Annotated in this window: 8 protein-coding genes and 6 pseudogenes; 3 read left to right on the top strand and 11 right to left on the bottom strand. The window is 66.6% G+C overall.

Annotated elements, in window-relative coordinates; translation table 11 throughout:
- Nucleotides 1-6: 6 nt before the first annotated feature.
- The 11 genes and pseudogenes from QP181_RS17045 to QP181_RS17000 all read right to left on the bottom strand — a co-directional run bounded on the left by QP181_RS17045 (nt 7) and on the right by QP181_RS17000 (nt 18370).
- The gene (locus tag QP181_RS17045; protein ID WP_333929268.1) at nt 7-2001 is read right to left on the bottom strand and encodes an alpha-L-fucosidase; all 1995 of its coding nucleotides are present in this window, start codon (nt 1999-2001) and stop codon (nt 7-9) included.
- Nucleotides 1998-4309: pseudogene (locus tag QP181_RS17040) on the bottom strand (GH92 family glycosyl hydrolase). The gene QP181_RS17045 and the pseudogene QP181_RS17040 overlap by 4 nt, the downstream one beginning before the upstream one ends.
- Nucleotides 4306-5143: pseudogene (locus QP181_RS20155) on the bottom strand (glycoside hydrolase family 125 protein). The pseudogenes QP181_RS17040 and QP181_RS20155 overlap by 4 nt, the downstream one beginning before the upstream one ends.
- Before the next feature lie 34 nt (nt 5144-5177).
- Nucleotides 5178-5549: pseudogene (locus QP181_RS20150) on the bottom strand (glycoside hydrolase family 125 protein); the annotation flags it as partial.
- A gap of 182 nt (nt 5550-5731) precedes the next feature.
- Nucleotides 5732-8008, bottom strand: coding sequence for a glycoside hydrolase family 3 C-terminal domain-containing protein (locus tag QP181_RS17030; RefSeq protein WP_333929267.1), 2277 nt, complete (start codon nt 8006-8008; stop codon nt 5732-5734).
- A gap of 401 nt (nt 8009-8409) precedes the next feature.
- A complete protein-coding gene (locus QP181_RS17025) occupies nt 8410-8865 on the bottom strand; it encodes a glycoside hydrolase family 2 protein (protein ID WP_333929266.1) in 456 nt (151 codons plus the stop codon).
- Between the two features lie 1201 nt (nt 8866-10066).
- Nucleotides 10067-10822: pseudogene (locus QP181_RS20145) on the bottom strand (glycosyl hydrolase 2 galactose-binding domain-containing protein); the annotation flags it as partial.
- A 194-nt stretch (nt 10823-11016) separates the two neighbouring features.
- Nucleotides 11017-12153 carry a family 20 glycosylhydrolase gene (locus QP181_RS17015; protein WP_333929265.1) on the bottom strand — a complete coding sequence of 379 codons (1137 nt, stop codon included), beginning with the start codon at nt 12151-12153 and terminating at the stop codon, nt 11017-11019.
- The gene (locus QP181_RS17010; protein WP_333929264.1) at nt 12096-13304 is read right to left on the bottom strand and encodes a beta-N-acetylhexosaminidase; all 1209 of its coding nucleotides are present in this window, start codon (nt 13302-13304) and stop codon (nt 12096-12098) included. Before QP181_RS17010 ends, QP181_RS17015 begins: the two co-directional genes overlap by 58 nt.
- Nucleotides 13301-15487 carry a glycoside hydrolase family 2 protein gene (locus QP181_RS17005; protein WP_333929263.1) on the bottom strand — a complete coding sequence of 729 codons (2187 nt, stop codon included), beginning with the start codon at nt 15485-15487 and terminating at the stop codon, nt 13301-13303. The genes QP181_RS17010 and QP181_RS17005 overlap by 4 nt, the downstream gene beginning before the upstream one ends.
- 57 nt (nt 15488-15544) lie before the next feature.
- Nucleotides 15545-18370 (bottom strand): TonB-dependent receptor, encoded by a 2826-nt coding sequence (locus tag QP181_RS17000; protein WP_333929262.1) that lies wholly within the window; start codon nt 18368-18370, stop codon nt 15545-15547.
- 478 nt (nt 18371-18848) lie between these two features.
- Between QP181_RS17000 and QP181_RS16990 the strand changes: the two are divergent.
- The 3 genes and pseudogenes from QP181_RS16990 (at nt 18849) to QP181_RS16980 (ending at nt 21419) form a co-directional block, all read left to right on the top strand.
- Nucleotides 18849-19471 (top strand): annotated as a pseudogene (locus QP181_RS16990) (copper homeostasis protein CutC).
- A gap of 125 nt (nt 19472-19596) precedes the next feature.
- Complete coding sequence (locus QP181_RS16985) at nt 19597-20334, top strand: GntR family transcriptional regulator (RefSeq protein ID WP_132737137.1); 738 nt, start codon at nt 19597-19599, stop codon at nt 20332-20334.
- Nucleotides 20335-20413: 79 nt separating this feature from the next.
- Nucleotides 20414-21419: pseudogene (locus tag QP181_RS16980) on the top strand (SIS domain-containing protein).
- The last annotated feature ends 9 nt before the right edge of the window (nt 21420-21428 follow it).

The raw sequence follows: 21428 nt of genomic DNA, 5'->3' as shown, positions 1-21428 counted from the left end.
TCTACCCTAAGGCCGGAACGCGCCGATGCCCGCGATCGCCATCTTCGGCTGCGTGGTCGCGACAGTGGTGAACCCCAGCATCAGATACCGAGCCTGCCGCGCCTTCGCGAAGGTGATGCGCTGCGTTGCCCGGGCGTAGGCGATGTTGCCGAACTCGCCCTCGCCCGCCGGTGTCCAGGTCTTGCCATCCTCGCTCGTCTCGACGCGGTAGCGCCCGGGCGGGCCCGCGTCGGGTAGCGCCTGGCGGGTCGGCGTCAGGCTGAACCCGGCGACCTGCTCCGCCTTCCCCATGTCGATCATCAGCATCACGATGCTCGTCGGCGTCGGCGCCGGCGTCGTCCAGACGGTGGCAAGGTCGTCGTCGAGCACCGCCTCCGCACCAGCCAATCCGGGCTTGACCACACCCGCCAGCGATGTCTCGCCCGCGAAATCCGGCTTGCCCGCCTTCATCGCCAGAGTGTGCTGGATCGCGCTGACGATCGTCCACCCGGTCTTCGCAATGATCTTGTTGCCCGTCGCCTGCGATGCCGCGATCGCGACCGGCGCGACGCTCAGGAACAGCGACAGCTCGGTGATCGCCGGGCACGCCGGCGCCTCGACGATCCGCAACCGCACACGCCGCGCGGTCACGGGCTCGGGCAGGCGGATGATCCGCTGCGCCCCGATGCACTCGTGCACCGCGACCTCGCGCCACGCGCCCTTCGCATCCGCCACGTCGATCGCGAACTTCGTCACGCGCACGCCGAGGTCGAGCGCCTCGCGGATCCGGATCAGGTCGAAGCGGCGCCCCGGCGGCAGGTCGAGCACCAGCGATGGCGTCGTCACCGCATCGGGCGTGCTCCAATAGGTGTCGCGATTGCCGTCGAGCACGTTTGCCGCCGCAAACTGCCGTCCGCGCACCGACGAGGCCGTCGCCACCGCGCCCTTCGCCAGATCAGTCCTGAAGCTCGCGCGCAACGCATCGCCGAACGATTTCAGCGACGCGAGATCGGGCTCCGCGATCAGGCCGCGGCGATCGGGCGGCAGGTTGAGCATCATGTTGGTGCCGCGCCCGACCGACTCGTCGTGGAACTGCATCAGCCGCTGCGGCGACTTCACCTGGAGGTCCTCGTCGGCATGATAGAACCAGCCGGGACGGATCGACGTGTTGGTCTCCGCCGGCCACCATAGCGGCGCCCCGCGCACGCCCGAATTGCCCTCCGACTGGACATAGGGATGGTTCGGCATCGTCGGCCAGCAGGGATCGCCCGCGTGACCGTCCTCGTTGCCGACCCAGCGGATATCCGCGCCGAGCGGATCGAAGGTGCACGCCATCGGCTGCAATTTGTGGACCAGCGCGATGATCGACGGCCAATTGTAATATTTCGGCGCATCGATCTTCCGCGCCTCGCGCGCGCCGCCATAATAGCCGTCGCCGCCGTTCGCGCCGTCGAACCAGACTTCGAACAGCTCGCCGTAATTGGTGCAGAGATCGGTCAGCTGCGCGCGGAAATACTCGACGTACGCGGGGGTGCCATAGTCGGCGCGGTTGCGATCCCAGGGCGACAGATACAGGCCGTAGGAGATTCCGCCGCGCCGGCACGCGTCGCCCAGTTCGCGGACGATGTCGCCCTTGCCGCCCTTGTACGGGCTGTTGCGGATGCAATGCTCGGTGAGCTTGGTCGGCCAAAGGCAGAAGCCGTCATGATGCTTGGCGGTCAGGACGAGCCCGGTTAGCCCCGCGCTCTTCGCCGCCGCGACGATCTGGTCGGGATCGAACGCGGTCGGGTCGAACAGCTTGGGGTCCTCGTCGCCATAGCCCCATTCCTTGTCGGTCCAGGTGTTCAGCGTGAAGTGGACGAAGCCGTAACGCTCGCGCTTGTGCCACGCGAGTTGGCGGACGCTCGGTGTCGCGCCCCAGGGAGCAGGCGCGCCGACCGGGGCGGCGGCGTTCGCTCGGCCTGCCGCGGCGGTAGCAAGCGTACCGGCGATCAACGCACGGCGATTGAGGTCTAACGTCATCGCGAAACTCCGGTGGTTGCTGGCGGCCGGTCGGCGAGCGCGCGGCCAAAATCACGGTTGGGCGTGTCGCCCATTTCGAACACGAGCCGCCCGCCGCGAACGATGTCGGCGTGCGCGATCCAGCTCTTCGTCCAAGGCTTGCCGTTCCACGTCACCGACTGGACATAGGGCCGATCCGCCGCATTGCCGCGCGCCTCGACGACCAGCGTCCTGCCGCCCCCGACGCGCATCTCGGCCCGGTCGAACAGCGGCGAGCCGAGCACATAGTTCGCGCTCACCGGATCGACCGGGTACAGCCCGAGCGCGCTCAGCACGAACCACGCGCTCATCTGCCCGCAATCGTCGTTGCCGATGATGCCGTCGGGATCGTCCTTGTACATCTCGGTCAGCAGCCGGCGGACCATCGCCTGGGTCTTCCAGGCGGCTCCGCAATACGCATACATATACGCGACGTGATGGCTCGGCTCGTTGCCATGCGCATATTGGCCGACCAACCCGCTGATGTCGGGCGGCGCATCCTTCGGCAGGATCGACGGCGCGTTGAACAGCCCGTCGAGCTTGGCCTCGAACTGCGCATCGCCGCCCATCGCCGCGATCAGGCCGTACACGTCGTGCTGGTTGAGGAACGTCGCCTGCCAGCCATTGCTCTCGGTATAATCGCGCCACTTCGACGAATGGCCGAGCGCGATCGGATCGTACGGCGTGGCCCATGTTCCGTTCGCGAGCTTCGGCCGTGCGAACCCGATCGACGCATCGAACACGTTGCGCCAATTCCCGCTCCGCTTGCGCAACCGCGCCGCATCGGCGGTCGCGCCCGCCGCATCGGCCAGATGCGCCGACGCGTAATCGTCATACGCATATTCGAGCGTGCGAGAAACCGACTCGAACACCGTGTCCGCAGGAATATAGCCCATCGTGTCGTACGGCTTGATCCCGAGGCTGTTGTCGAGGTTCGGCATCGCAAAATCGAACGACCGATGCCGCACATTCGGCCACGCCGCGGCATAGTTCGCGGGCACGCTCTTCGCGCGCGCCTCGGCCATCACCGACACCGAATGCCAGCCGATCATGCACCCCGTCTCGACGCCCTGCAAAGGCCAGACCGGCGGACCGTAAGGGCTCTGCTGCGTCTGCCGGATCAGGTCGCCGACCAGCTCCGCGGTCCGCTCCGGCTCGATCAGCGTGAGCAGCGGATGCAGCGCGCGATACGTGTCCCACATCGAATAGGTACTGTACGCACGGTCCTTGCCGGTCACCGTGTGCACCTGCCGGTCGAGCCCGACATAGCGCCCGTCGACATCGGAGAAGAGCGTCGGCGCAAGCTGTGCGTGGTACAGCGCACTCGCCATGATCGTGCGCTGCGCCGGCGTGCCCCCTCGACGCTGACCGCGGCAAGCGCAGGCGCCCAGCGCTTGGATGCATCAGCACGATAGCGGTCGAAATCCCAATGTCGCGCTTCCGCGGCGAGGTTCGCGCGCGCACCCACGACGTCGACCGCGGAGATACCCGTGCGGATCACGATCGGCGCTGTGCCGGCATCGTCATAGTGCAGCACCGCCTTGACGCGCTTCCCCGCTACGCCCTTCGCGCCCGCTGGCTGCGCGACGTCGCCATCGCCGTAGAACACGATCCGGTCGGGTTTCCGCGAAAGCTGCATCGCGAAATGGATCCGCCGCCCCTTCGCCCAGCGGAACACGCGCCGGCTGCCGGTCAGCATGCCGGTCTCGTCGATGTTCAGCGACGCATCGTCGATCAGCACGCCCTGGTCGGACTTGTCGAGGATCAGGTGCGACAGGTTGACGAGGATATGCCCTGCGCCCGCTGGGAAGACGTGGCGCTGGATGCCGGTCCGCTCGGTCACGGTCAGCTCCGCCCGCACGCCCGATTCCAGCGTTACGCGGTAATAGCCGGGCTCGGCATGCTCGGCGGAGAAGCGCTGGCGATACCCCGCATCGGGATCGGCCAAGGTGCCGGGTGTCAGCTGCACCGGCCCCCGCGTCGGCACCACCAGAACGTCGAGCATGTCGCCGATCCCGGTGCCCGACAGATGCGTGTGGCTGAACCCCATGATCGACGTGTCGGTGCGGTGATAACCCGAACACGCATCCCAGCGCTCGACATCGGTATCGGGACTGAGCTGCACCATCCCGAACGGCAACGTCGCGCCCGGATAGGTGTGGCCGTGCCCCCCGGTGCCGACGAAAAGATCAGGCGCGGTCGTGGTGCGTGGCGCGACGGCAAACGTCGCACGCGCGGTCAGCGCAAGCGCGCCGCTCCCCGCGAGCAGCATACGGCGGGTGATGGTCATGCGCGGACTCCGAGAAGGGCGGGGCGTTTGGCGGCGATGTCGACGATCAGTTCGCCGAACAGCCCGTTGGCCCAGGCGAACCACGACCGCGTAAACTTCGCGCCGTCGTCCTGGTTGAAGGATTCATGCATGAACCCGGTGCCGCCGTGCGTCGCCTTCAGCGCCGCCAGCGACCGCACGACCGTCGCGTCGTCGCTGGTTTCGAGTGCGTTCAGCGCGTGCATGACGATCGACATCGGCCAGATCTCGCGCAAGCCGGTATGCGGACTGCCAATCCCCTCAGCCGCCTTGCCGGTGAAGAAATACGCGTTGTCCTTGCTCCACGCGCGCCGCCGTGCGCCGCCAGAGCGGATCGTCAGCCTTCACCGCGCCGAGATAGGCAAGCCCCGAGAGGCTCGGCACGTTGGCGTCGTCCATGAAGATCGCGTTGCCGTATCCATCGACCTCATACGCCCAGACCGGCTGTCCGTCCGCGCCCTTGGTCATGCCATGCAGCCGCAACGCCGCCTCGACCTCGTCCGCCAACGCCGACGCATCCGCCGCCAGCGCCGCGTCGGGCCGGGCGCGCGTCGCGAGTTCCGCCAGCTGGCGCAGCGCGCGGACCGCGAAGATGTTCGACGGGATCAGGAACGGGAGCACGCACGCATCGTCCGACGGCCGGAACCCGCAATGGATCAGCCCAACCGGTCGCGACGGCGGACCATAGCCGTCGAGCGGCATGCTCTCGCCGACGATCGGCGACGACCGGCGGAAGCGATACGGCCCCGACCCGTCCTTGCGCTGCTGCTCGCGGAACGTCCGGATCGACGCGCGCACCGTCCGCCCACAGCGCATCGAATGGGACGACGTCACCGGTCGCCTGCCAATAGGCGTGCGCGATCCACATCGGGTAGCAGAGCGAATCCACCTCCCACTTCCGCTCGCCGACGCCCGGCTTCATCACCGTGTCGTCGGTCAGCGACCAGCTGAGGTTCGTCTTCGCCGATGGGTCGTGCATGAACGCGTTGGCGTATGGATCGATCAGGATGCACCGCGCCTGCCGCGCGATGAGCCCGCGGAACAGCGTCCGCAACGCCGGATCGCGTTTGGCCAGCGGCAGATACGGATGGACCTGCGCCGAGCTGTCGCGCAGCCACATGCAGTCGATATCGCCGGTGATCACGAACGCATCCGGCTTGTCGTCGACCGCGCCCATGAACACCGTCGTGTCGAGCGTGTTCGGATAGCAATTGCCGAACATCCAGGCGAGTTCGGGATCGGCGATCTTCGCCGACACGCGCGCGATCTCCGCCTCGACCGCGCGACTGGTGTAACGACGATCGCCAAGCTTCGGGCGCTTGCTGACGAACGACGGCGGGGCGGCCCGCAGCGGTCCCGAGAGCCCGAGTGCCGCAGCACCCGCGATAAGCATCCGGCGATCGATCATTTCGGCAAATCCTGCGTTCCCGTCACGGTGAAGACGGTATCGACACCCGGTCCGTCACCGGGCTGGCCGCCACCGATGTGCAGCCGATATTCGCCCGGTACGACACGGCGCGTTCCCGCCGCATCGACGCTACTCATGCCGCGAGGATCGATCGTAAAGGCCACGCGTGCCGTCTGGCCCGGCTTCACTGTCTGGCGCCTGAACCCGACGAGCTGACGCTGAAGGACGGGATCGTTGAAGCGCGGCTTCACCACCGGCTCGGGCGGCACGAGATACGCCTGCACCACTTCGTCGCCCGCGACCTTGCCGGTATTGCGCACCGGCACCTCGACGGTGAAGCTCTCCCCCGCCGCAATGGTGCTGCGCGCGAGTTTCGGCGCGGCATAAGCGAACTGCGTATAGCTCAACCCATGCCCAAAGCCCCACAGCGGCGTGCCCGTGAAGTACCGATACGTCCGCTCGCGCATGTTGTAGTCGATGAACGCAGGCAGATCGCGCGTCTTCGCGTAGAACGTCACCGGCAGTCGCCCGCCCGGATTGCTCTTGCCAACCAGCGTATCGGCGATCGCCTGCCCGCCAGCCTGCCCCGGATACCAGCCGACCAGGATCGCGTCGGCATGCGCCTTCGCCCAGGTCATCGCGACCGCGCTGCCGGTCATCAGCACGACCACCAGCGGCTTGCCGGTCGCCTTGGCCGCTTCGAGCAACCGCACCTGCGCGGCGGGAAGCCCGATATCGGTCCGATCGCCGCCTGAGAATCCGGCCACCTCGATCTGCAACGCCTCGCCCTCGACCGCAGGCGACAGCCCTACGAACGCGACGATCGCATCGGCATCCTTGGCCGCGGCCACCGCCTCGGCGACCTGCGCATCGGCGGGCGCGGTCCAGGTCAGCCGCAGTCCCTGATCCTCGCCGCTATGCGCAAGCTCGACACGGATCGCGTGAGGGCCCGCGGTCAACGTCACCGCCGCCTCGACATTCTTGCCGCTACCATCGTCGTCGGCGACCGGCTTGCCGTCGATCCACAACCGCGCGGGATCATGCCCCTTGCAGTCGAAACAGCGCGGCACGTCTAACCGAAACACATACTCGCCGGCAGCCGGCGCGGTGATCGTGCCGGTCCAGCGCACCGAGAACGCGGCCGGATCGATCCCCGGCGCGGGCGCGGTGCGATCCCAGTCGAAGTCGATCCGCCGGTCGGCGCGCACCGCCGACGTACCCGTGAAATCGCTCCGCCGGAAATATTCGCCGCGCAGCGACAGCGCGGTGTCGGGCACCGGCACGGGCACGCCCTCGGCGATGCTCGACCCTTGCGCATACTGCACGCCCGCAAACGATGTGCGCAGCGCCGCCAGCGGCGTGATCGGCGCCGCCGCCGTACCGTGATAATTCGCCTCCAGCACGTCGACGCTGTCCGCATTCGGCCCGATCACCGCGATCTTCGCCGAAGGTTTCAACGGCAGCACGCCGTTGTTCTGGACCAGTACCATCGCCTTCCGCGCTGCCTCCAGCGCCAGCGCGCGGTGCGCCGGCGTGTCGAACTCGGTCGGCTTGATCTTGTCCCACGGGCTCGTCGTCCCGAACGCCCCGCCGAGCATCCGCCGCACCGCGAACGTACGCGTCAGACTCGTGTCGAGCGTCGCCTCGGGCACCAGTCCGCGGCGCACCGCGTCGCCGAGCGCCGCGTAGGTCTTACCGCAGTTGAAATCCATGCCAGCGGAAATCGCCGCGGCCGATCCGCTCGCAGTATCGGGCCGATAATAATGATAGTTCGAGATATTCCCGACCGCATCGCAGTCGGACACGATCAGCCCCTTGAAGCCCCATTGCTTCCGCACCGTCTCGGTCAGCAACGGCTCCGACGCACACACCGGCACGCCGTGGATCGCGTTGTACGCGCACATCGTCGACAGCGCCTTGCCCTCGGTCAGCGCCATCCGGAACGCCGGGAGGAACGTCGCCTCGCGGTCGTGCGGCGAGATATCGACATCGAACCCATCGCGCCCCGCCTCGGGTCCGCTATGCGCGGCGAGGTGCTTCGGCGTGCCGATCACCTTCGGATGCGCGAGGTCGGGCCCCTGCAACCCGCCGATGAACGCGACGCCGAGCCGCCCCGTCAGATACGGATCCTCGCCATACGTCTCCTGCCCACGCCCCCAGCGCGGATCGCGGAAGATGTTGATGTTGGGCGACCAGATCGTCAGCCCCTGATAGCGTTCGCGGTCCCCCGCCGGCAGCGCGTTCGACTTCGCGCGCCTCGGTCGACACGACATCGCCGACGCGCCTGAGTAGCGCCTCGTCCCACGTCGCGGCGAGGCCGATCGCCTGCGGAAACACCGTCGCCACGCCGTTGCGCGCGAGCCCGTGCAGCCCTTCGTTCCAGTAATCATACGCGGGCAGGTTGAGCCGTGGGATCGCCGGCGCAACGCTCTGCAACTGCGCCGCCTTCTCGTCGAGCGTCATGCTGCGGACAGCCGGGTCGACGGTCTGCGCTAGTGCGGACGTGGCGAGCAACAGCCCCGGCACGAAGGCAAAACGCGCTAACTGGGATAGGGTGTGCCCCTCCCACGCTCCGTCATCCTGGGCTCGACCCAGGATCCAGAGCCACGAACGTCGCCCTTCGATACTCTTGATCCCAGCGTTCGCTGGGATGACGGGGTGGCTGTAATGCGCATCACGACTTCACCGCCGCGATGCCGGCCAGAGTCCGGACCGACAAGGCACGCCGCAACGCCGCAGCCGACGTCTTCGAAGCAACAGTCACCGTAACACTCTCCCCCGGCAACAGATCGAACGCATTGTCCGATGGCGTCGCCTCGACCTTCCCAAAATCGAGCCACACTGCGCGCGCCAGCTTGGTGGCGGTCAGCGTCAGTCGATCGCCGTCCCAGGTCGCGGTCAGTCCCGGATCGGGGAGTGTCATCGTCTTTGGTGCCGCCGACACCAGCACGCGCGATGTCACGCGGCCATCAATGAGCAACTCCGCCACCGCAATCGTCCGCGCTGGATCGCCACCCGCGAACAGCGCCGCATCGGGCAGCGTCGCCACCGCCGTTGCGGACAAGGGCGCCAACGTCGCAGCTTCCTCGCGCGTCGCGACGACCTTGCCGTCGACGTCGAGCGTCCGCACGCGCCACTTCGCCTCGGTCGGCACCGTCGCGTCCGAAATCAAGCTCACCTTGGTCGCGCCGTCCTTGCGCTCGGCGGCGATCGCCAGCGGCGCATAGAAATGCCGCGCGGAATTGCAGCGCCTTCCAGCGGCCGTAATAATCGATGCTGGCCCATGACGCGCCCGGCCAGACGTCGTTGATCTGCCAGAACAGCGACCCCATCGTCACCGGTCGGCACGCGCGGTGGTGCAGCGCGGCGAGTTCGATCCCCTCGGCCTGCATCACCTGGCTCAGATACACGAACTCGGCGAAGTCGCGCGGCTCACGGTATTTCTCGCGGATGTAGAACAGCAGCCGGTCGTTGCCCTCGCCCTTCAAAAACTTCTGGTGCGCCTTCATCACCGGCGAGGTCGGCGAGAAGTCGGCGTCGGTCGCAAACGTCCGGATCGTCTTCATCTCGGGCATCGACTGCAGGCCGTATTCGGACATGAACCGCGGGCAGCTGTCGAGATACGCCTCGACCGGCTTCTTGCCGCCCCACACGTCCCAGTAATGCCGGTCGCCATCGCTATCGATGTCGGGCTTGTCCTCGTAATTGCTGCTCGGCGAGCCCGGCCAATAGACCGCGTCGGGATCGCGGCGTTCGGCGGCATCGCGCAACACGCGGTCGAAGATCACCGCCATGCCGACGCCGATCCGCTCCTGCTCGTCCGCACCGACCGTCTTCTTGAACGCGATCCGATCGGACCAGTTCGCCCAGCCGCTGAGCACCTCGTTATTGCCCGACCACAGCACGATCGAGGGATGCGCCTGGAGCCGGTCGACCTGTTCCTCCGCCTCGATGCGGACGGTCTCGCGGAAGTCGCGGTCGGGGGCGTGACGGCGCCGCCGAACATGAAGTCCTGCCACACCATCAAGCCCATCTGGTCGGCGAGGTCGTAGAACGCGTCGTCGAGATAATAGCCACCGCCCCACACGCGGATCATGTTCATGTTGGCGTCGCGCGCGCCCGCCATCACGGTGCGGATCTGGCTCTCGGGCACGCGCGGGAAACATGTCGAACGGGATCAGGTTCGCGCCCTTGGCGAACACCGGAATGCCGTTGACGACAAACGCGAATCCCCGCCCTGCGGCGTCCTTGTCGCGGCGCAGTTCGACGGTGCGCAGGCCGGTGCGGCGCTGCGCGGTGTCGATCGTCGCGGTTCCGTCGGTCAGCGTCGCCTTCACGGTGTAAAGCGGTTGCGCGCCATAGCCCGCGGGGAACCAGCGTTGCGGATTGGCGACGCTCACGGGTACCGCGACGTGGCTTGCGCCCGCCGAGACGGTGACGGTCCGCGCTGCCTGCGTCACGCGACCATCGGGCCCCGTGACCGCGACCTGCACGGTAACCGGGCGCTCCTCGCCAGCGACCACGTCGAGTTCGGCCGACAACCGCGCTTCGGACTTGGTCAGCCCTTCCTGCGTCACGCGAAACGCTTCGATCCGCGCGTCGTCCCACGCCTCGATCCGCGCCGGGCGCCAGATCCCCTGCGTGACGATGCGGGGACCCCAGTCCCAGCCATATTGATACTTCGGCTTGCGGATATAGGGCGAGGTCTGCTTGCCCATCGGCTCGTCGCCGTAGATCGAATCATATTCGCCGGGCAGCGGGTTCTTCGCCTTCAGCACCATCGGCTGCAACGTCCGGATCGGCGAGCGGAACGTGATCAGCAGGTCGTTCGCACCCGGCTTCAGCACCGCCTTGACCGGCACGCGCCAGCGCCGGTGCGCATTGTCCGCGGCGAGCAGCCGGGTCCCGTTCAGCCGCACCTCGGCGAAGGTGTCGAGCCCGTCGAACATCAGGTCGATATGATTGCGCGCGAGCAGTTCGGGCGTCGCACGCACGACGCTGTGATATTGCCAGTCGGTCAGACCCACCCACTGGATCTTCGCCTCGTTCAGGCCCTTGTAGGGATCCGGCACGATCTTCGCCGCCATCAGGTCGGTCTGCGCGCTGCCCGGCACGGTCGCGCGCAACCAGCGAGCCGCCTTGGGATACGCCTTGGCCGCCGCGGTGTCGGCCGGATCGATCCGCATCGACCAGCCCTTGTCGAGCACGACGCTCGTGCGTGGCCCCGCCCAGGCGGGCGTCGCAGCGATCGCGGCGAGCAGCAGAACAGCCGTGCGCCGCATCACTTCTTCTCCGACAGCTGCATCGATTCGACCGCGTAGAACGGCGACTCCATCGACGCCGTGAACAACAGGCAGATGTCCGCATCGCCCTTCCCCTCGGGCAATGTGCCGCGGAAGCTCATGCGGTTGGGACTCGTCGCGGGGTTCGGCAGCGGGAAGGTCGCCGCGATCTTGCCGGTGCACCCGCCGGTGCGGACCACAAGCTCGCCGTACGTCGTTACCGCATAATGCCGCCGCAAAGCCTTCTCGTCATGCGCGAGCCCGTAATGTCGCGGCAAACGCGCGACATCGACAGTGAAGCTGCGCGCCACATCCAGCGGTGCGGCCGGATACATCGTGCACGTGTCGAAGATGTTGACGTTGAATACCGGCGTATTCCCCGTCGCCTCCGACGTCAGCGGCACGCGCAAGCCGATCGCGCCATCGGGGCATGCGACCAGCTCCGAACTCGACCGGCGCAACAGCGCGACCCGGCTCGTCTCGAACAGACGCGGTTCCGCGGTCGGACGACCGTCGCTGGTGAAGGCCGCCGCGCGGACAGTGGTCCCGGGCTTGAGCGACAACGGCGTGGCATAGGCCTTCGATCGCGCCGTCGGCGCCTTGCCGTCGAGCGTGTAGCGGATCGTGCCGTAGCCGGTCTGCGTCGCGAGCGTCACGGGCACCTTGCCGCGGCGCAGCGCATCGCCGCGCGTGCCGGGAATCGCAAAGTCGACCGCGAACGCGCTGTCCGCAGCGGCGATACCAGCGCGGGCATAGCGGCCCATCTGCGGCTCGAGCCGCGCCACGAAGTCGTCGAAATTACGCGCGGACTTCGGCGACCAGGTCCGCTCGGCGAGCGCCGACAGCCGCGGGAAGGTCGCGTGCTGAAGCTGCTCGGGCGTCACCAGATATTCGCTGAACGCGTTAATCTGCGCGCCCAGCACATGCTTCGCCTTGTCGAGCGCCAGCCCCGCGGGCTCGGGCTCGTATGCATAAAGCCGGGCGAGCGGCACGATCGCATCGCCGTTCGAGATGCGCCCCGGCGGCTCGTCGCTGCGATTGCTCTGCAAGCTGTCGAGATACAGGATCGGCGCGGGGCTTAGCACGACGTCATGCCCCTGGTTCGCCGCATCGACAGCCCCTTCTCGCCACGCCACGACATCACCGAGGCCGATGGCGGCAAGCCACCCTCGAGGATCTCGTCCCAGCCGATCAGCCGGCGGCCGTGCTTCGCCAGATACTCGCCGAGCTGGTCGATCATCCAGCTCTGCATCTGCATCTCGGTCTTCAGCCCGAGCGCCTTCATCTTCGCCTGCACCGCGGGCGACCGCTCCCACTGGTCCTTGACCGCCTCGTCGCCGCCGAGATGGATGAACTGCGACGGGAACACCTCCATCAGCTCGTCGAGCACGTGCTTGATGAAGGTCATGCTGCGATCCTCCGGGCTGAACAGCCAGGGGTTCACGCCCCAGTCGTGACCGACCGCAGGCCGATCGCCGAGCACGCCGACTTCGGCCGGATACGACGCGACCGCCGCCTGCGCATGACCGGGCAGATCGATCTCCGGCATGATCGTGATCGCGCGCTCCTGCGCATACGCGACCAGCGCCTTCAGCTCGGCCTGCGTGTAGAACCCGCCGACCTTCTCGCCCGGCGCGCCACCCGCAGACGGTGGCGTCCGCCACGCGCCGATCCGGGTCAGGTCGGGATAGCGCTTGATCTCGACGCGCCAGCCCTGATCGTCGGTAAGGTGGAGATGCAGCACGTTCATCTTCTGCGCCGCGAGCTGATCGACCATCGCGTACAACGTCGGCATCGACACGAAATGCCGCGCCGGATCGATCATCAGCCCGCGCCACTTGAAACGCGGCGCATCGCGGATCGTCATCGCCGCCAGCGTCACCGGCTTGCCGACCGCCGCATCGGGGCTGAGCAACTGCGCCAGCGTCATCGCGCCGTGGACGAGGCCCGCATCGCCGCTCGCCGCGATCGTCACGCCCTTCGCATCGACGGTCAGCGTGTAGGCCTCGTCACCCGCCACGCTCGCGTCGCGCACGAAGCGGATCGGCCCCGTGCCGGCGTCGCTGGCGAGCGAGAGCCCGCGCACGACCCTGACCTGTTGCGCGAGCAGCTTGGCCGCGGTCTTGGCGCCTGCGTCGCTCGCGACGATCCCTGCCCCCTCGCCGATCGTCAGCGTGCCGGCATGCGTCTCGCTCGACGCGGGCATCGGGATGAGCTTCGGCCCTTCGGCCACCGCCGCGGTCGAGGACATCAGCAGCGCGAGCACCAGAGGGCGGAAACGGATCATTTAGGGTCCTTCGGCAATTGCGCTGGATCGGGTGGGTAGACGGCGGAGCCGGCCTTGAACGGTTCGTACTCGCGGACGACGCCGCCGGCGCGCGCACCCTCCGCAGTGAGGATATCGACGGTCACGGTGACGGGTGTAAGACGACCGGTCCAGGCCGCGGACACCGTCGCGGTGCCGCCGGGTGCGATGACCGGAAGCGCCTGTTCGCCCTCGCCGAGCACGACGCGATCGCCGCCGATCGCCCGCCAGTGCAGCCGCGCGCCGACCAGCGGATAGGAGGGCAACGCAGCCTTCGCGGCGCCCATCACAGTGGCAGTGAAGCCGGTCGGCGTCTCGCCCGCCATCGTCAGATCGACCTTCGCGGAAACGTCGCGGTTGGCGGCTTCCCACGCGAAATAGCTCGGGCGGCGCTGGCGATCGGCATCGACGAGACCGTGATCGACATAGCCATCGGCCATGCCGGCGAAGAGGTTCTTGTTCGAGCGATAGTCCGCATAGCTCCAGAAGATCGCGCCACCGACCCAGGGCCGCGTCGCGAACGCCGCGAGTTGGTCCTTGAGGTTTTCGGTGCGCGCGACGTCCGCGCTCGCAGAATCGTGCGAGAACGGCCCCGGCCAGCCGAATTCGGAGATCACCAGCATCCGGTCCGGATACGCCTTGTCGAACGCGTCGAGCCACGGCCCTACTTTGTCCGCGGCGCCACTCCAGGTACCGAAATAGGCGTTGGCCATGACGAAATCCGCCTCGACCAGGGCGGGCACGCGTACGGCACGCTCCGCGATCTGCGAATCCGCGAACGTCACGAACCGGCCCGGATCGATCGCGTTGATATGCGCCTTCATCGCCTTGACGAACGCAAGCCCCTGCGGCGTCGCGGCCTCGCTCTCGTTCATCACGCTCCACGCGAGCACGCTCGGATGGTTGCCGCTTTCGGCGATCATTTCGGCCATCATCGCCTTGGCACGTACCAGCAGCCGCGGATCGCCCAGTTGCGCCGCGGTCATCTGCCAGATCGGAATTTCGGGGATCAGGAGCATCCCCGCGCGGTCGGCGGCATCGAACACGCTCTGCGGCTGCGGATAATGCACCGGTCGCGTCAGCGTGACGTGCAGCGCGTTCAGATCGCGCATGTCGTGCAGGATCGTGCCGCGCGTTTCAGCGGCACCTTCCCACGGCGAATCCTCGTGCCGCGTCACCCCGGTCAGCCGCACCGCGACACCGTTGACGTAGAGTTTCCGGTCACGGAGCGCGAGCGTGCGCAGACCTACCGTGTCCTCGCGCCGATCGAGCACGACGCCTTTCTCGTCGCGCAATTCGGCGACGATCCGGTAGAGCTTGCCCGCACCGATCTGCCACAGTTGCGGCTTGGCGATCGTCAGCGCGGCGTCGGGCGTCGCGGCGGACGACGCGGCCACCGTCACCCCTGTGAAAGCCCGTGCAACCACGCGGCCGTCGGGATCGATCGCGATCGTCGTAAGAGAATAATCATGTGGTTTGGAATCGACATTCTCGATTCCGACGCCGCTCGTGACAATCGCGCTGTCGGCTTTCAGAGCCTGCCGGATACGCTGGCGGCGGATCAGCCCGCGCTCGGCGATCCGCAGCGACACGTCGCGCGTGATCCCGCCGCTATGCCACCAATCGTACCAGACGTTGCCCGACGCCTGGAGCCGCATCGCATACCCCGGGATCGTCACGAACCCCGGCCGGTCGTCGGCGGCAACGACGATCCGATTCGCGCCGGGCTTCAGCACCTTCGAGACGTCGATATCGAACGCGGTATGCCCGCCCTCATGGGTGCCGACGAGCGTCCCGTTCACCCAGACGCGCGCGGCATAGAACACCGCGTCGAAGTGGAGTTCGAGATGCTTGCCGACGATCGCCTCGGGCACCACCAGCGTCCGCGCATACCAGCCGACACCCTCCGCACCAGCGCCGCGCGACAGCGGCCAGCTATGCGGGACAACGACGCTCTCCACCCCCGCCGGATCAGCCTTCAGCCACGCGGGATCAGCTGGCGCATCCTTCGCCAACCAAAAGCTCCACCCCGCATCGAGACCGATCTGTTCCGCCGCAGCGGGCAGCGGCTCCAATAGCGGCACCAGCATCAGGACGGCCGAGGCGAACCCGACACCGTAATGCCCGATCCGCCGCAACCCTGCCCTGATACATCCCGATATCATGCGTGCCGTCGTACTTCCGTCGAGGGGGTGGCGCGCCGTTTTCGGCGCGCCGAGACGTCACATCCGGAACGATACCGATGCCGCGAAGGTACGACCATTCTTGTAGAACGCGGTCGGGCGATCGCGCGTCGTGTTATACTGGAGATAGGTCGCGTCGAGCAGGTTCTGCGCGTTGACCGACAGCGTGATCGCCGGCGTGATGTTGAACCCGGCCGAGAAATCGAGCTGGTTGTACGGCGCCACCATCTCGCGCGATCCCAGACGACCGATCGTCCGGAAATACGCGGTGCGGTAGTTGTAGCTCAGCCGCGCCTGGAACGGCCCACTCTCGAAATACGGGATGATGTTGACCGTGTGCTTCGACAGATACGGCAGATTGAGCTCGGCGCCGGTCACGTCGATCGAGGAGGTGCTGCTGTCCTGGTACGAATAGTTCGCCTGCAGCCCGAAGCCACCCCAGATCTCCGCCTGGCCCGAGACCAGTGCGCCGTTGACCTTCGCCTTGGCGCCGTTGATCGGCTGGCTGACGTTGTACGTCGTGATCCGGTTCTGCAGCGCGTTGAAGTAATCGACGTTCTGGCGCGAGCTGATGATGTAGTTCTCGATGTCGCGACGGAACAGCTCGACCGCCAGCAGCGTGCCCGAACGCGGATACCATTCCGCGGTCAGTTCGTAGTTGGTCGATTCATACGGCTTGAGGTTCGGGTTGCCGCCGCCGCCATCCAGCGTGGTGTCGTTGAGCGACGTCGCCGCGGCCAGATCCTGATAGCGCGGCCGCGAGATCACGCGCGCCACCGCACCGCGGATGATCACCTGCGGGTTGACCGAATAGGCGATGTTGAGGCTCGGCAGGAACTTCATATAGTCGGTCGAGGTCCGCGTCGGCACCGGCTGTGGGTTCACCACCCCGCTCGGCGTCGTCGCGAAGTTCGAGATGTCGCGGGTATAGACCAGACGACCACCGATGTTGCCGCGGAACCCGCCCTGGTCGAAATTGGCCTGCGCATAGGAGGCGATGACCGTCTCCTTGACCTTGGTCGAGGCGCCGACCTTGTTCACCAGCGGGCTGTTGATCGCACCGGCGAGGATGTCGATCACCGACTGCTCGGGCAGGTTCAGATAGCTGGTCGCGTTGCCCATGCCGCCGCTGCCGTCGAACGTGCCGCTCGGCGTAATCAGCACCGGCACGCCGAGCTGCGCGATCGTCTGCGAGCTGGTCAGGTACGTATTGATGCCGCGCGCATCGATCTTATTGACATGGTCGGTCACGCGGCTGCCGAGCAGGATTTCGGTGAACGGCCCGAACGAGACCGGGATCGTCGCGTCATAGCCGCCGAAGATGTCGCGGTCGGTGGTGACGCTGTAGTCGAGCCCACCGATCTGCGCGGCGTTCAGCTGTGCGCCGTTGACGACGACCGGACGGCCTTCGATCTGCGCGGGGTTGTTGTTGGGGTTGGTGAAATAGTTCGCCGGGTTGGTCTGGTCGCCGACGAAATTCACCGTCGCGGTCGTGTCGGTGAACGCATAGCTGTACGGCAGCTTGGTCTGGACGTTGAACAGATATTCCGGGTTACGCCCGCCGGTCGCCTTGCTCCAGCCGCCCGCGAACGAGACCTTGGCGCCGCCATCGCCTTCCCAATCGGTGAAGAAATTGAGGTTGTCGGTCTTCAGCTTGGTCTTGCGTACCAGCGTGTCGAGCTGTGCGGACTGGCTGTTCGCGGCACCGAACGATGCGCCGGTGACGACGCCGTTGCTGATCGTCGCCGACTGCAGCACGTCGCCGGTCCAGGCGCCGGGGATCGTGTACATCGACTGGCTGTAGTTGTTGTAGTTGCCGTCGATGTGCAGGCCGTTGAGCGTGAACGTCAGATCGGACGAGGGACGATACTGGACCGTTCCCGACACGCTCTTGCGCTCACGCGTCTGCTGGAAATACGCGTAGTTGATCCCGAACGGCGAGGCCGCATTGTAGAGATCGGCGATCGTGCCGCCGGTGATGGTCGCGCCCGGGCTCTTCAGGCTCAGCGTACCGTCCTGTGCACGGTTGACGAACGGGCTGTTGCGCGTGCCGTCCGCATTCGCCGCGACGTTGTCATAGCCAAAGAACTCGACACCCGAGCGCGTCAGGCTCTGCTTGTCATAGGTCGCGGCGACGAGGACGCCGAACGTCTCGTCCTTGTTCTTCCAGCTGTACAGACCCGAGCCGCGGACGTTGCCCTTGTCCGAGCGGTCGTTGTACGAATAGCCGCCGGACGCGAAGATCGCATTGGCCTTCAGGTCGAGCGGACGACGCGTGCGGACGATGACCGTACCGCCGAGGCTGCCTTCCTCGATGCGCGGCTCGGGCGACTTGTAGACCTCGAGACGGTCGACCAGTTCGGGCGCGAGCAGCGAATAGTTGAAGGTGCGGCTCGACGGGTCGTTGTCATTGCCACCCCAGTCGGCCGACGCGAGCGCGTGGCCGTCGAGCAGCATGCGGTTGAGCGCGGGATCGGTGCCGAGGATCGCGACCTTCTCGCCCTCGCCGAAGCGACGATCGATGCTGACGCCGGGGATGTGCGACAGCGACTCAGCGACGTTGCGATCGGGGAACTTGCCGATATCCTCGGCCGAGATCACGTCGACGACCGCGTTGGCGTTACGCTTAACCGCAATCGCGCTCCGCAAACTCCCACGGATACCGGTGACGACGATGTCCTGGTCGGCATCGACGGTGGCGGGTGCACCGTTCTGCGTATCCGAACCCGCAGGGGTGGTTGTCGGGGGCGTCGTTGTCGTGGAGGTGGTCGCGACCTGCGCCATCGCCGACGGGGCGAAGAGGGAGCCTGCAAGACCGAACGTGATCGCGCTCGACGCCAACAAAACCTGCTTACGGAAAACCATCGTCAAAGCCCCTTCCCAATCGACGCCGCGGCGTCATCCCGACCCGGAAACTCCGCGTCACATCCACCCTTACCGCTGGTACTATTTTGGTCGCTATATGTGCGGTCTGGTACGGATATCGTATAACCAATTTGATTACGAAATCCATCGGTAATTACAGTTTGGTTACCATGCGGCGGAACTTTTGCGACGATCGGTTAAGTCGCTGTTTAATAGCGATTTATATGTGACGAACCTGTTCGCGATGGATTGGCAGCCGTCCAGGATCGGTCATGACCGCAATACCTTTTCTTGCTTTGTGATTGCCACTTTGTCGTTGAACGCACCGACTCGATCGGCCAGACGTAATAAAATTACGACCAATCGAAAGCCGACGAATGACCCTCGAAATCTGCGTCGACGACATCACCGGCGTCGATTCCGCGGTTTCGGGGGCGCCGATCGCCTCGAGCTCTGCGCCGCGCTGGCGCTTGGCGGATTGACCCCTACGCCTTCGCTGATCGCCGCGGCACGCGACCTGCCTATTCCTGTCCATATGCTCGTGCGCCCGCGTGAAGGGGCTTTCGGTACAGCGCACGCGAGGCGGCACTGATCGCCGCGGACATCGCCGCGGCGGCTGACGCGGGGCTGGCGGGGGTCGTGATCGGCGCCAGCGCGGCGGATCATAGTCTCGATATCTCCCTTCTGACGCACCTCGTCGGCCATGCGCGAACCTGCGGTGCGGCGCGCGGGTCGTCGCTCTCGCTGACGCTGCACCGCGCATTCGACCTTTGCCCGGACCTTCCCGCAGCGCTCGAGACCGCGATCGCGCTCGGCTTCGATCGGATCCTGACCTCGGGCGGCGCGCCCAGGGCGATCGACGGCGTGCGGATGCTGGAGGCGCTCCACCGCGCCGCCGCCGGACGGATCGTCATTCTGCCCGGCAGCGGCATCGATGCGGGCAATGCGACCTGCTTCCTCGATGTCGGCCTGCGCGAGATTCATGCGTCGTGCGGCGCCACGCTCTCGCCGACCGAAACGGATGACGATACCCGCGAACGCCAATTCGGGTTCTCCGCCCCCATCGAAGGGTCACCGATGCACACCGTGTCCGCGACCTGAAGATGGTACTCGATTCCTTCGATCCGCAACCCGCTTGAACAATACCAATATATAACGTATTCCATTCCCCTGCTGTCGGTCCGCGCTTCGCAATGCTCGTGCCGACACCATTGAAAGTCGCGTCCATGTCCTTTTCGACAAGCATTGGCAGGTTCCGGGATGGCAATCCCGCGCCGTTGTACGTTCAGCTCCAGCAACTGATCCGCGATGCGATCAACCGCAACGTGCTGGCCAAGGACGACGCGCTGCCGGCCGAACGCGATCTTGCGATAGAATACGACGTGTCGCGCATCACCGTCCGCAAAGCGATCGGCGGGCTGGTCGAGGAAGGCCTGCTCACCCGCCGCCGCGGCGCGGGGACGTTCGTCGCCACCCGCGTCGAGAAGAGCTTCTCGAAGCTGTCGTCCTTCTCGGAGGATATGCAGTCGCGCGGCCGTACGCCGAGCAGCGCGTGGGTCAGCCGGACGATCGGCATGGTGACGCCGGAGGAATCGCTGTCGCTCGGACTGTCGCCCGGCTCGGCGGTGTACCGGTTCCAGCGCATCCGCTACGCCGACGACACGCCGATGGCGCTCGAATATTCGACGATCGCCGGCTACTGCCTGCCGACGATCGATGCCGTCCAGGACTCGTTGTACGAGGCGCTCGAAACCGCGGGCAACCGTCCGGTTCGCGCGCTGCAACGCCTGCGCGCGGTCCATTTCAGCCCGGAGCATGCCAAGATGCTCGGCGTCGATGCAGGCCATGCCGGCCTGTTCATCGAACGCCGGGGTTTCCTGCGCGATGGCCGGGCCGCCGAATTCACCCAATCCTATTACCGTGGCGACGCCTACGACCTCGTCGCCGAACTCAACGACATCTGACGTCGGCGCACGGGCGCCGGCCGGGGGGCATACCGTGACCGAGACTATCACCGCGACCACCGCGTCGCCGCAGACGCTGATGTACAGCGAGGCCGCCGAGGCCGCCGACGCGGTCGCGCGGCTGCTCGCCGCCAACCGTGAGGCGTTGGCCGCACTCGGTGAGCGCCTCCGCACCGCGCCGCCTGCGGTGGTCGTAACGTGCGCGCGGCTCGTCGGATCATGCTGCGACTTACGGCAAATACCTGATCGAGACGCTGCTCGGCGTGCCCGTCGCCTCGGCCGCGCCGTCGGTGTCGTCGGTCTATGCCGCGCCGATGGCGCCCGGGACCGCGCTGGTCATCGCAGTATCGCAGAGCGGCCGCAGCCCCGATCTGCTCGCCACCGTATCCGCCTATCAGAAGGCCGGCGCGCATGTCGTCGCGTTCGTCAACGACGAGGGCTCGCCGCTCGCCGAGATGGCCGACACGATGATCGCGCTGAAGGCCGGGCCGGAGCGCTCGGTCGCGGCGACCAAATCCTATATCTGCGCGCTCGCGGCGTTCGCAGCCCTGACCGCGGCATGGTCGCAGAACGACGCGCTGACCAAGGCGATCGACACGCTCCCCGACATGCTGACGCTCGCATTCGGTGCGAACTGGACGTCGGTGGTCGATGCGCTGGCCGACGCCAACAATCTGTTCGTGATCGGTCGCGGCTATGGCTACGGCATCGCGCAGGAAGCGGCGCTGAAGCTCAAGGAAACCTGCGCGCTTCATGCCGAGGCGTTCAGCGCCGCCGAAGTCCGCCACGGGCCGATGGCGATCGTCAATGACGGCTTCCCGGTGATCGCGTTCGCCACCTCCGACACCGCCGGCGACGGCGTGCGCGAGGCCGCCGCCGAGTTCCGCGCACGCGGCGCAGTCGTCTGCCTCGCCGATGCCAAGGCGAACGGCGACACCGCCCCCGCCGCCTACACCGCGCATCCGGCGATCGAACCGATCCTCATGATCCAGAGCTTCTACCGCATGGCCAATGCCCTGTCGCTGCGTCGCGGCCTCAATCCCGATGCGCCTCTGCATCTCAGCAAGGTGACGAAGACGGTATGAGCGGGAACG

The organism is Sphingomonas sp. LR55, from assembly GCF_036856015.1.
GTDB lineage: Bacteria > Pseudomonadota > Alphaproteobacteria > Sphingomonadales > Sphingomonadaceae > Sphingomonas.
The sequence above is the reverse complement of the archived record's forward strand: the minus strand, read 5'-3'. Positions and strand labels throughout refer to the sequence as shown.

Bases quoted from the DNA above. Each gene is read 5' to 3' on its own strand.
- QP181_RS17000 (WP_333929262.1), bottom strand. From the start codon at position 18,370: ATGGTTTTCCGTAAGCAGGTTTTGTTGGCGTCGAGCGCGATCACGTTC.
- QP181_RS16985 (WP_132737137.1), top strand. From the start codon at position 19,597: ATGTCCTTTTCGACAAGCATTGGCAGGTTCCGGGATGGCAATCCCGCG.
- QP181_RS17030 (WP_333929267.1), bottom strand. From the start codon at position 8,008: ATGTCGTGTCGACCGAGGCGCGCGAAGTCGAACGCGCTGCCGGCGGGG.
- QP181_RS17045 (WP_333929268.1), bottom strand. From the start codon at position 2,001: ATGACGTTAGACCTCAATCGCCGTGCGTTGATCGCCGGTACGCTTGCT.
- QP181_RS17010 (WP_333929264.1), bottom strand. From the start codon at position 13,304: ATGATCCGTTTCCGCCCTCTGGTGCTCGCGCTGCTGATGTCCTCGACC.
- QP181_RS17005 (WP_333929263.1), bottom strand. From the start codon at position 15,487: ATGATATCGGGATGTATCAGGGCAGGGTTGCGGCGGATCGGGCATTAC.